14 protein-coding genes are annotated in these 11,063 nt (G+C 70.3%); 4 read left to right on the forward strand and 10 right to left on the reverse strand.

What is annotated here, in order from left to right:
- Positions 1-81: 81 nt before the first annotated feature.
- The 3 genes from ACN4JJ_RS11840 to ACN4JJ_RS11850 are packed head-to-tail and all read left to right on the forward strand — an operon-like array spanning position 82 to position 2,154.
- Positions 82-600: a hypothetical protein gene (locus tag ACN4JJ_RS11840; RefSeq protein WP_440710103.1), complete on the forward strand. Its 519-nt coding sequence runs from the start codon at positions 82-84 to the stop codon at positions 598-600.
- Between the two features lie 46 nt (positions 601-646).
- Entirely contained in the window at positions 647-1,411 is a 765-nt protein-coding gene (locus ACN4JJ_RS11845; RefSeq protein WP_440710104.1) for a hypothetical protein, read from the forward strand.
- 2 nt (positions 1,412-1,413) lie between these two features.
- Positions 1,414-2,154 carry a hypothetical protein gene (locus tag ACN4JJ_RS11850; protein ID WP_440710105.1) on the forward strand — a complete coding sequence of 247 codons (741 nt, stop codon included), beginning with the start codon at positions 1,414-1,416 and terminating at the stop codon, positions 2,152-2,154.
- Between the two features lie 90 nt (positions 2,155-2,244).
- Here the strand turns inward: ACN4JJ_RS11850 and ACN4JJ_RS11855 are convergent, their stop codons facing one another.
- The 4 genes from ACN4JJ_RS11855 to groES all read right to left on the reverse strand — a co-directional run bounded on the left by ACN4JJ_RS11855 (position 2,245) and on the right by groES (position 5,822).
- Entirely contained in the window at positions 2,245-3,603 is a 1,359-nt protein-coding gene (locus ACN4JJ_RS11855; RefSeq protein ID WP_440710106.1) for an ABC transporter substrate-binding protein, read from the reverse strand.
- Between the two features lie 127 nt (positions 3,604-3,730).
- Positions 3,731-4,525, reverse strand: a complete 795-nt coding sequence (locus tag ACN4JJ_RS11860; RefSeq protein WP_440710107.1) for a hypothetical protein — start codon at positions 4,523-4,525, stop codon at positions 3,731-3,733.
- Positions 4,526-4,545: 20 nt separating this feature from the next.
- Positions 4,546-5,475, reverse strand: coding sequence for an EamA family transporter RarD (gene rarD, locus ACN4JJ_RS11865; protein ID WP_440710108.1), 930 nt, complete (start codon positions 5,473-5,475; stop codon positions 4,546-4,548).
- A gap of 50 nt (positions 5,476-5,525) precedes the next feature.
- Positions 5,526-5,822, reverse strand: coding sequence for a co-chaperone GroES (gene groES / locus ACN4JJ_RS11870; RefSeq protein ID WP_066041091.1), 297 nt, complete (start codon positions 5,820-5,822; stop codon positions 5,526-5,528).
- A 144-nt stretch (positions 5,823-5,966) separates the two neighbouring features.
- On the opposite strand from groES, the gene ACN4JJ_RS11875 reads away from it, so the two are divergent.
- Positions 5,967-7,157, forward strand: a complete 1,191-nt coding sequence (locus ACN4JJ_RS11875) for a THUMP-like domain-containing protein (RefSeq protein ID WP_440710109.1) — start codon at positions 5,967-5,969, stop codon at positions 7,155-7,157.
- Between the two features lie 57 nt (positions 7,158-7,214).
- Here ACN4JJ_RS11875 and ACN4JJ_RS11880 read toward each other — a convergent pair whose 3' ends face one another.
- From ACN4JJ_RS11880 to tsaE, 6 genes are all read right to left on the reverse strand, one after another.
- Positions 7,215-7,811, reverse strand: a complete 597-nt coding sequence (locus ACN4JJ_RS11880) for a DUF4190 domain-containing protein (protein WP_440710110.1) — start codon at positions 7,809-7,811, stop codon at positions 7,215-7,217.
- A gap of 163 nt (positions 7,812-7,974) precedes the next feature.
- A complete protein-coding gene (locus ACN4JJ_RS11885; RefSeq protein ID WP_440710111.1) occupies positions 7,975-8,256 on the reverse strand; it encodes a DUF4190 domain-containing protein in 282 nt (93 codons plus the stop codon).
- A 66-nt stretch (positions 8,257-8,322) separates the two neighbouring features.
- Complete coding sequence (gene tsaD / locus ACN4JJ_RS11890; protein WP_440710112.1) at positions 8,323-9,399, reverse strand: tRNA (adenosine(37)-N6)-threonylcarbamoyltransferase complex transferase subunit TsaD; 1,077 nt, start codon at positions 9,397-9,399, stop codon at positions 8,323-8,325.
- A complete protein-coding gene (rimI, locus tag ACN4JJ_RS11895) occupies positions 9,396-9,896 on the reverse strand; it encodes a ribosomal protein S18-alanine N-acetyltransferase (RefSeq protein ID WP_440710113.1) in 501 nt (166 codons plus the stop codon). The genes tsaD and rimI overlap by 4 nt, the downstream gene beginning before the upstream one ends.
- Complete coding sequence (gene tsaB, locus ACN4JJ_RS11900) at positions 9,893-10,504, reverse strand: tRNA (adenosine(37)-N6)-threonylcarbamoyltransferase complex dimerization subunit type 1 TsaB (RefSeq protein WP_440710114.1); 612 nt, start codon at positions 10,502-10,504, stop codon at positions 9,893-9,895. The genes rimI and tsaB overlap by 4 nt, the downstream gene beginning before the upstream one ends.
- A 23-nt stretch (positions 10,505-10,527) precedes the next feature.
- Positions 10,528-11,058 (reverse strand): tRNA (adenosine(37)-N6)-threonylcarbamoyltransferase complex ATPase subunit type 1 TsaE, encoded by a 531-nt coding sequence (tsaE, locus tag ACN4JJ_RS11905; protein WP_440710115.1) that lies wholly within the window; start codon positions 11,056-11,058, stop codon positions 10,528-10,530.
- Positions 11,059-11,063 lie beyond the last annotated feature (5 nt).

An 11,063-nucleotide genomic window follows, 5' to 3' on the forward strand; every position in this document is an offset into this window, starting at 1 on the left:
CTCCGGTCGCCCACCGCGCCGATCGAAGTAGGTAGCAACTGCTCAGAAGGGTGGTCGCCTCCGCAGACATAGTCTCGCGAGGTGACCACCCTTCTGGCGTTCTCCCCCGACCTCGCACCGCTCACCCTCCCCGGCGGGCGTGAAGCCCGTCTGCGGGCTTTTGCGGCACGCAACGGGTTCGTCTACGACCGTGGCGCTCCGGGCGCCCCAGCGGCGGCCGGATTGTTCGGCGTCGGCCATCGCGGCCGCACGCTGCGGCGGTTCCGGGGCCGCCACGACGGCCGTCGCCTCGAGATCGGCAACTTCGCCTGCCGCACCCGCTCCGCGTGCCCCTGGTCGCGGGTACTAACGGGCTACCTCATCCTCGGCCCGGTCCCGGATGCGGCATCCGCTCCCCCGGGCTGGTCGCGCCACCCTGCCCCGGCCGCCGAGCCCACGGCGCACGTCGAGGCGGGTGGAGGCTCGGCCCTCGTGCACACCCTCGACCCTTTCGCCTTCGACCGCGCCGCCACCTGGGACCGCATCGCCCTGCTGATCGTGGGTGTCGAACCTCTCGCCCTATTATCATTTCCTGAGGTATACTCGTCTTCTGCCCGCTGATCACCGGAGAGTCTCCCACTCCCCCTGTCGGGCCTCAGGAGCTGACATGTCCCACCCGTCCCCGTTCGCGGTGCGCACCGATTCCCTCGTGCCCGCGGTCAGTCGTCCCGAGATCGCCGCAGCGCTGAGCAGTACTCCGCGCCCCGAGCGCGATCCCCGGCAGACGCGGGCTCAGATGCTGAGCTACGCCGGGGCCGCGGTAGTGCTGGTCGTGGTGTGCATCGCCTTCGCCCGCAGCGACCCCCGCCTTATCGCGGTCGTGGCCTTGCTGGCTGTCGGCGCCGCGGCGTACACGGTGATTCCCGCTCGCCGTCGGCGCCGTAAGCGCGCGGCGGATGTCGCCGTCCTGCGCCGCATGGCCCACGCCAACCAGCTCGAGCTCACGCTCGACGCCCCGGCGCCCGCCAGGCCGGGAACCGCCTTTGGGTTCGGCGACCATCAGAGCAGCCCGGTGAGATTCATCCACCGGCCGAGCGGCATCGAGATGGGCAACTTCCGCTACTTCACCTCGGCGGTGCCGGGAAAGGCGTTCCAGGAGTTCGGCTACGTCATCATCCCGCGGCGTGGCGACGCCCCTTTGCCCGCACGAGCGGCCGAGGGCGCGCTCGGCCGTGCGTCGATCGCCGTCTCGCGCGACCTGCACGAATTGCCCAAGGTCGATGTGCCCAGCGCCGAACGGCACTATCACGTCGAGCACTTCCCCCAGGTCAGCGTCGTCTACATCCACATCACGTTCACCTTCACAGCCGAGTGGGCCTGGAGGCGCATCGAGGCCATCGTGCGGCACGAGACGGCCCAGTCCATCGTCTGACCGTGCCCATCCGCAGTACCCGACGCCGGGTCGAACTCCTCACGCGCTTCGCCCGGTCGAACGGGTTCGAGTACGAGCACGGCGACCGCAGCACCGACTATCCGGGTACACTGTTCCAGCGGGGCACCGACCGGGTCGTCATCGATCGACTGCGGCGCCGCGGCGGACGGCTCTTCGAAGCCGGCAACTACGCCTACGAGCCGGGCAACACCCATGGCGTGTTCACCCAGCGATGGGGGTACCTCGTCGTCCAGCTCGATCGCGGCATGCCGCACCTGTTCCTGAACTCCCGCCCCAACAGGCTCCTCGGGGCCGGAGGCGTTCCTCGCGGCCTGGCGGGGGCGCAGATCCTCCAGCTGGAGGGCGAATTCGATCGCCACTTCACCCTCTACTGCCCCCAGGGGTACGAGCGCGACGCGCTCTACGTGCTCTCACCCGACCTGATGGCGTTACTGATCGACCACGCCGCGCCCTACGACATCGAGATCGTCGATGACCTGCTCTTCGTCTATTCCCCCGATCCGTTCGACCTGACATCGGAGCGCGATTGGCGGCGCATCCGCGAGCTCCTCGATGCGATCCTCGGAAAGTCGATCCGTCAGACGGCCCGCTACACGGATGCGCGCGCCGATCCCGCTCGTCGACTGCGCCGAAGCGGCCTCGGCCCCCGGCTCGCCTCGGTCAGCGGAGCGATCGCCTTCCTCGCGGTCGCCGCGTACTGGCTCGCCAGAACCCTCACCTGAGCGCCCGGCCCATCGCCGAGATCTCGCCGGGCACGCAGAAAGGCCCGGCACCCTCCGAAGAGGGACCGGGCCTTCTGGTGTTCGGGAGGACTACTCCGCGAGCGAACCGAACTCGACGTTCAGCGGCGCGTAGGTGTTGTCCTGGCCGTACTGGTAGATGCCGATGTAGGCCTCGGTCGGGTCGCCGTTGTCATCGAAGGTGATGGGTCCGGAGACGCCGTCGTAGTCGATGTCGGTGCCCGCCGCCAGCAGGTCGGCGCACTCGGAGAAGGTGGTGCACTTGGTGCCACCCTCCGAGACGGCCTGCATGTTGGCCTGGATCGACGGACCGGTCGCCGAGCCACCCGCGATGGCTGCGAGAGCCATCAGGTTGACCGCGTCGTACGACTCAGCCGCGTAGCTGAAGTCGTTGAGGTCGGGGTTCACACCGAGCAGCTTCGCCTTGAACGCGTCATCGGCGAGAACACCGGGGAGCGTGCCCTTGGCGCAGTTCAGGGTTCCGGGGTCGAAGTCCTCGTCGTAGTTCGACAGGTTGCCGTCCACGAAGTAGACCTTGCTGCCGTCGAAGCCCTTGGTGCCGACGAGCTCGGGGATGATGACCTTGGTCTGGTCGAAGGCGATCACCGCGATGGCGTCGGGGTCTTCGGCGACGACCGCGTCGATCTGCGACGAGAACTGGCTGTCGCCCTCGTTGAAGGCCTCAGCGGCGACGACGGTTCCACCGGCGGCCTCGACGGCCTTGGAGACGTTCTCTTCGAGACCGGATCCGTACGCGTCGTTGAGGTAGATGATGCCGATGTTGGTGTTGCCGTCGTTGACCATCAGGTTGCCGAGCACGCGGCCCTGCAGCACGTCGGAAGGAGCGGTACGGAAGTAGTATCCGCCGTCGGCGTAGGTCGAGAAGTCGGGCGAGGTGTTCGCCGGGGAGATCTGGACGACCTGGGCACCGGTCACCTGGTCGATGAAGGTGAACGAGACACCCGACGAGGCGGCACCGACGATGCCGGAGACGCCCTGGCTGAGCAGGTCGGTCGCCGACTGGGTCGCGATGTCGGTCGTGGTGTCACCGGAGTCGCGGTGGATGACCTCGACGTTGCCGCCGAGCACACCGGCGGTCGATGCGTTGATCTCGTCGACGGCGAGGTCGACACCCGCGATCTCGGGCGGGCCGAGGAAGGCCAGGCTGCCGGTGGTCGGCAGGATCGAGCCGAGCTTGAGGCTGGTGGCGCGGTCGATCTTCGCGGCCGGCGCCTCAGCGGTGATGTCGGCCGCTGCGGTGGCCGCATCCGGGCCACAGATGGCTGCTGCCGCTGTGGTCTCTCCGCCGTCGGTGCTCGGCGACGATGCGCACGATGCCAGCAGCAGAGCGCCGGCACTGAACGCGGCAACGCCCGCAACGATGGAGAGGGGCTTCGAGCGCGAGACCTTGGCCTTCGCAAATACGCTCATGGTGCTCCTTATGTGATTGTGTGCAGATTCTCGGCGGATTCGTGGAATCGACCGTGGATTCACGTTATGCGGCATTGGGTGCCCAGACAATACATCGGTGTTACAGCCGTGTAACACGGCCGAATCGTTACCTCCCGGTGACCTGGGCGATCCCGAGGATCCCGGTGACGCCGGTGTACCGGATGCCGCCCTGCGCGCCGATCGCGTCGAGGCACGCCCCGTAGCTAGAGCAGGGAACTCCGCCCGCCGTGACGGCGGGCAGGAACTGCGCGATCGAGGCCGGGCCGTCATCGCCCGCCAACCTCGCCGCGAGGGCGATCATGACCACGGCGTCGTAGCTCTCCGCGCCGTAGCGGGTGTCGGCCAGGGTCGGATCCGCCGAGCGCAGGCGCGCCTCGAAGGTCTCGTCGATGGCCGCGGGCTCCCCCGACGCGCTGAGGCCCGGCAGCCCGGCGGCGGCCGCGGCCTCTGCGAAGGGCGCCTGCAGCTCGGGCCGGCTCGGCCCCACCAGCGCGTCGGCGCCGCGCCCCGCCAGCGCCGCCACCCCGTCGACCGTCTGCGTGCTCGCGGAGTCGCCGGCATCCGCGTGCACGACGAGCACACTGCCGCCTCCGTATCCGCCGGCCTCGCCGATGTCGCGCGCGGCGAGCTGCACCCCGGCGAGTTCCGCGGCCCCGATCGAGCCCTCGGCGCCGGTCAGCGGCACGACCGCTCCGATCACCAGGGTGCCGTCGCCGCTCGGCATCGGCTGCGCCATGGTCGCGACCGGCACGGGGGCCGCGGAGTCGCTCGAGGCCCCGGATCCGCCGGCGAAGCATCCGCTCAGCGCGAGCAGCGACCCCAGACCGACGGCACCGGCTGCCACGGCACGCAGCAGAGCGGATGCCGGGCGGGGCGGGCCCGGCGCAAACGGGGTAGGCATACTCCGATCACTGTATCGCCCTAGACCGGCCCGATCTCCGCAGCCTCGACCCCACCGGCGGCGCCCGCCTTGCGTGCCCGGCGCGACGCCCGCACACCGTCGATCACCAGGATGATCAGCGCCACCCACACGATCACGAACCCGGCCAGCCGCTCGGGCGGCATCGGCTCGTGCAGCACCAGCACCCCGGCCAGGAACATCAGCAGCGGCGCGATGTACTGCACCAGCCCGAGATACACCAGCGGCAAACGGCGTGCCGCCGACGCGAACAGCAGCAGCGGCAGTGCCGTGGCGATGCCCGCCGACGCCAGGATGGCGGCGTGACCCGCACCGAGGGTTCCGAACACCAGGCCCGGCCCCAGCAACGCCACGACGAGCAGCTGCACGATCGCGACCGGCGTGAGCCAGGCGGTCTCCAGCGTCAGCCCGCTGATGGCGTCCACCCGCGGACCGACCTTCTTCTTCACCAGGCCGTAGGCGCCGAACGAGCACGCCAGCACGAGCGCGATCCAGGGCACGGCCCCGTAGCCGACGGCCAGCACCAGCACGGCCACCGCGCTCACCGCGATGGCCAGCCACTGCATCCATCGCAGCCGCTCGCGCAGCACCAGCACGCCGAGCAGCACGGTCACCAGCGGGTTGATGAAGTAGCCGAGCGAGCTCTCCACGACGTGGCCGGAGAGGGTGGCGATGATGTACACCGACCAGTTGACGTAGATCAGCGCCCCGGCGAGCCCCATGGTCAACAGAAGCCGGGGCTGGCGCGCGATGGCGAGAAGGGGCTTCCACCCGCGGGTGACGGTGAGCAGCAGCGCGCAGAACACCAGCGAGAACAGGATGCGCCAGCCGATCACCTCGAAGGCGCCGGCGGGCCGCATCAACAAGAAGTAGAGGGGGAACAGCCCCCAGAGCACGTAGGCGGCGAGGGCGCGGATCAGACCCGTACGCACAGAACCCGGATGGCCGAAGCCACCCGGGTTCTGGGAATCGAACGCCTGATTCAGCGGACGACGACCGCGAGCACGTCGCGAGCGGACAGGACCAGGAAGTCCTCTCCGGCGTACTTGACCTCGGTTCCGCCGTACTTGGAGTAGATGACCTTGTCGCCGACGGCGACGTCGAGCGGAACGCGGTTGCCGTTGTCGTCGATGCGGCCGGGGCCGACAGCGACGACTTCGCCTTCCTGAGGCTTCTCTTTCGCGGTGTCGGGGATGACCAGACCGGAAGCAGTGGTCTGCTCGGCTTCGACCTGCTTGATGACGATGCGATCCTCGAGCGGCTTGATGGAGACCGACACGGTTGACCTCTTCTTTCTCAGTTACAAAACGTCTAGTTAGCACCCTCACTCCGAGAGTGCTAAGTCGAGTTTAGAGGCAGCGCTGGCACTCGCGCAACGTGAGTGCCAGACAATGACGCACCCCGTGCTTGCTACGGTTGCCGGATGGACTCCGCCGAGCTCTCGCTCCTGTTCACCGCCGAGGGCCTGCGCCTGCTCGACTCGCTGCCTCCCTATTCGGCCAAGGATGCGGTGGGCCAGGTCAGTGCCCTGCGAAAGGCCGGCCACTCCCCCGACCTGGTCGCCGCGGTGCTCACCCAGTCGCGGCTGCGCGAGAAGGCGAAGGCCAAGTTCGGCTCCTTCGCCGACCGGCTGCTGTACACGCAGGCCGGCCTCGAGCAGGCCACCCGTCTGCGCGTCTCGGCGCTGCACGCAGGCCGCTTCCGCGATGCCGGGGTGACAAAGGTGGCCGACCTCGGCTGCGGCATCGGCGCCGACGCCCTCTCGCTCGCCGCCCTCGGCATCCCGGTGGTGGGCGTCGAGCGCGACGAGGTGACCGCCGCGATCGCCGCCTACAACCTGGCCGGCTTCGAGGGCGCCGACGTGCAGCTGGCCGACGCCGAGTCGTTCGGGCTCGACGGCTTCGACGGCGTGTACCTCGATCCGGCACGCCGCACCGCCGGCACCGGCGAGACCAGCCGGCTGACGGATGCCGCCGACTACTCGCCCTCGATCGGGTTCGCGTTCGGTCTCGCCGAGCGCCTGCCCACCGGCATCAAGCTCGGTCCGGGCTTCGATCGTTCGCTGATCCCGGCCGGGATGGAGGCCCAGTGGGTCTCGGTCGACGGCCAGCTGGTCGAGATGGGACTGTGGTCGGGCGCGCTCGCCCGGCCCGGCATCCGTCGGTCCGCCCTGGTGTTGCACTCCAGCGGTACCGACGATCTGACGGCCGGGGGCGACAGCGCCGACGCCGAGGTGCGGGCGCTCGGCGAGTACGTCTACGAGCCCGACGGCGCCGTCATCCGGGCCCGCCTGATCGGCGACCTGGCCGGGCGGCTGAACGCGGGGATGCTCTCGGCCGGTATCGCCTACCTCACCGGCGACGAGCACGTCGATTCGCCGTTCGCCGCCGCCTTCCGCGTGCGCGAGCGCCTTCCCGCCGGCGAAGCGGCCCTCAAGAAGGCGCTGCGCGAGCGCCGCATCGGCACGCTCGAGATCAAGAAGCGCGGCATCGACGTCGATCCGGCCGCACTGCGCAGCCGGCTGGGGCTCAAGGGCCCCGAGTCGGCCACGCTCATCCTCACCCGCATCGGCGGCGCCCATGAGGCACTGCTGGTCGACCGCGTGCGGGAATGACGAACGCGGCGCCCCTCCGAAGAGGGGGCGCCGCGCTCGAAACGTACGATCCGCGGATCAGTAGGACGAGTAGTACCCGCTGGTGCCCGCGGCCGCGATGATCACGAAGAAGATCACCACGTAGGCGATCACGATCAGCAGCCCGAGGCCGGTGAACACGTACGAGAGGATCAGGCCGGCCTTCGCGAGGCCCCGGCCCTGCTCACCCGTGCGGTCGATCTGCTTCAGCGAGATGTGCCCCGTCACGATTCCGGCGATCGAGAACACGAACGCCAGGATGATCGTGATGATGGCCAGCGTGTTGTACGGCGCGGCGGCCGGCTGCTGGTAGCCGTAGTACTGCTGGGCGGGCGGCTGGTAGCCGGGGGGCGGCGTCTGGTATCCGCCGGCCGGGGGCTGCGGCGCCTGCTGGTAGGCGGGGGCGGGCTGCCCGTAGGCGGGTGCGGAAGGCGCTGCCGGGGCGGCGGGCTGCTGCGGGTAGCTCGGTGCGCCGTAGGAGGGCGCGGGCGGTGCCGGCGGAGCGCTCGGCGGAACGGGAGCGGCCGGGGGCGTCGGCGCGGCGGGCGGGGCCGGCGTGGAGGCCGGCTCCGAGGGGGTGACCGGCGGAACCGGCGGCTCTCCGGATGCGGGAGTGGGGTTGTTCGTGTCGCTCACGGTGGGCGCCCTTCTTGTCGTCGGCCGCTGGCCGGCCTCAGTGGCTGAGGGCCCGTACGGCGACCGGCCCTGCTTAACAGATTAGGCGCAGGTGGCGTCTCGGCCACCTGCGCCCGGGTGAACTCGCTGAGTTCGGATCGGTCCGCACCGCGGACCGCCCTGATCAGTAGGTGGTGGTGGTCATCGCTCCGCTGGCCGCGAGGGCGGCGATGGCGATGATCCAGATGATGATCAGCACGATCGAGATCGCACCGATGATGATGCCGGCGATGGCCAGGCCACGCCCGTTCTCGCCGGTCTTCTTGATCTGGCTGAGGGCGATGGCACCGAGGATGATCGCGATGACGTTGAAGCCGAGGATCGAGATCACCAGCGACACGATCGCGAGCACGTTGGTCTTGGGGGCGGCGGGCACGGGTGCGTAACCGGGGGCGGGCTGAGTCATGAGAGGCTCCAATAGTCCTGAATGAACGCTGACGGCACCCATCGTGACAGCACGGCTGAGAAAGTGTCAATCACCCCGGTCGTATTGTGTCGCCCGGTCGACCTGGATCTCGGTCACCGGAAGCGTCGAATCGGCTCCGAATCCGAGGCCCGAGGGCGCGTGTCCGGCCGCGATCAGCTGGGCTCCGAGCGCCGCGATCATCGCCCCGTTGTCGGTGCACAGCGACAGCGGCGGGATGCGCAGCGTCACGCCCTGGGCGGCGGCGCGTTCGGCCGCGACCTCGCGCACACGCGCGTTCGCCACCACGCCGCCGCCCAGCAGCAGGCGCGGGATGCCGAAGTCGGCGCAGGCGCGGAAGGCCTTGGTCAGCAGCACGTCCACCACGGCCTCGCGGAAGCTCGCGGCCACGTCGGCCACCGGGATCTCCTCGCCGGCGTCCCCCGCGCGCTCCACCCAGCGGGCCACCGCGGTCTTGAGCCCGGAGAACGAGAAGTCGTAGCGGTGCTTCTCGGCATCCTTCGCCTGCATCAGGCCCCGGGGGAAGTGGATCGCCTTCGGGTCGCCACCGATCGCCGCGCGGTCGATCTGCGGGCCGCCCGGGTACGGCAGGCCGAGCACGCGGGCCACCTTGTCGAAGGCCTCGCCCGCGGCGTCGTCGATGGTCTCTCCGAGCAGCTCGACGTCGCCGGTGAGGTCGCGCACGAGCAGAAGGGAGGTGTGCCCGCCGGAGACCAGCAGTGCGATCGTCGGGTACTCCAGCGACTCGGCCGCGAGCACGTCGGCGCCGACGTGGCCCACGAGATGGTTCACCGCGTAGAGCGGCGTTCCGGTGGCGATCGACAAGGCCTTGGCGGCGCCGACGCCCACCATGAGGGCGCCCGCGAGTCCGGGACCGCTGGTCACGGCGATGGCGTCGATCTCGCCGATCGTCAGCCCCGCCTCGGCGAGCGCCGCATCCAGCGTCGGGGTGAGCGCCTCCAGGTGGGCACGGGCGGCGACCTCGGGCACGACGCCGCCGTAGCGGGCGTGCTCGTCCATCGAACTGGCGATCACGTTCGCGAGAAGGGTCGAGCCGCGCACGATGCCGATGCCGGTCTCGTCGCACGAGGTCTCGATGCCGAGCACCACGGGTCCGTCCGTCATGCGGATGCCTCCTCCTCGGCGAGCGCCGGTCCCGTCACGGGCACCGGCGCCTTCATCACGACGGCGTCCACACCGTCCGGCTGGTAGTACTTCGGGCGCACCGCGATGTCCTCGAAACCGAGCGAGAGGTACAGCCCGTGCGCCACGGGGTTGTCGGCCCGCACCTCGAGGAACACGCTGCGGGCGCCGCGCCGGCCGGCCTCGGCGAGCAGCCGGCTCATCAGCTGACGGCCGAGTCCGCGCCCGCGCGAGCGCTCGGTCACGGCGATGGTCTGGATGTCGGCGTCGGTGGCGCCTTTGGGGCAGAGCAGACCCGCGTAGCCCTGGAGGGCATCCGGATGCTCGGCGTCGATGCCCACGAGGTAATAGCACTCGGGATGCTCGATCTCACGCCGCATCGACTCGCGCGACCAGGCATCCGTGGTGAACGACGACTCCTCGAGCTGCATGATCGCGTCGAGGTCGCCGACGTCCGCCCGTCGCAGCTGCCAGCTCACGGGGTGACCCGCTTGCGCGCACCGGGAACGGTCACGTCGGGTGAACGCAGGTAGAGCGGTTCGGTGAACTCGGGCACTGCGCCGGCCCCGCCGCGCAGTCCGGCGAGGCGCCCGAGGGCCCCCGCGCTCACCTGGGTCGCGTCGATCCGCTCGAACTCGGGGTAGGGCACCTCGTCGGGCTTGCACAGCGCGGGCCCGTCGCTGCGCACGATGCCGCTCTCGTCCAGGTCGTAGCTCGACCAGTACACCTCGCGGCGGCGGGCATCCGTCACCACCAGCAGCGAGCCGCGAAGGCCCGCCGACCACTCGTCGAGCGCGACGGCGTCGTGGCTGACCATCGGGATCAGCGGGCGCCCGATCCCCCAGGCGAAGGCGCGGGCGGCGGCGATGCCCACGCGCAGGCCCGTGAACGGCCCGGGGCCGAGCCCGGTCACCACGGCGTCGATCCCGGATGCCGCGACCCCCGACTCCTCCAGCACGCCCGCGATCATCTCGCCGATCACCTCGGCGTGCCGCATGGTGTCGTCGGTGGAACGCTCGGCGAGCACGAGGTCGCCGTCCACGACGGCCACGGATGTTCCGGCGGAGGTGTCGAGGGCGAGAAGCACCCTCCGAGCCTAACGCCGCGTGCTCAGCTCCAGCGCGGGCCGACGCCGGTGATGCGCACCTGGCGGGGTTCGATCGGCTCGATCGAGGCGTCGTCGGGTTCGACCTCGCCGCCCGCGCCCGCGCCCGCACCGTGCGGGCGGTCGATCTCGATCGAGAGGTACGACTCGGTGAGCACCTCGATCAGGCCGGCACCCCACTCGGCCACCACCACCGAGCGCGCGAAGTCGATGTCGAGGTCGTCGAGCTCGAGGGCACTACCGAGCCGGTAGGCGTCGACGTGCACGAGCGCCGGCCCGCCCACGAGCGAGGGATGCGTGCGTGCCAGCACGAACGTGGGGCTCGTCACCGGGCCCCGCACCTGCAGCCCTTCGCCGAGCCCACGGGTGAAGGTGGTCTTGCCGGCGCCCAGGTCGCCCGTCAGCAGCACGACATCCCCGGCGCGAAGAAGTGCTGCAACCCGGATCCCGAAGGCGTGCATGGTCTCGGGATCCGCGATCTCGAGCACGGCCCCGAGCTCCGCCAGCGCCTCGGCGCCCGTCATTCGCTCGGTCATCGCAG

This window comes from Herbiconiux dendrobii, assembly GCF_052048175.1.
GTDB lineage: Bacteria > Actinomycetota > Actinomycetes > Actinomycetales > Microbacteriaceae > Herbiconiux.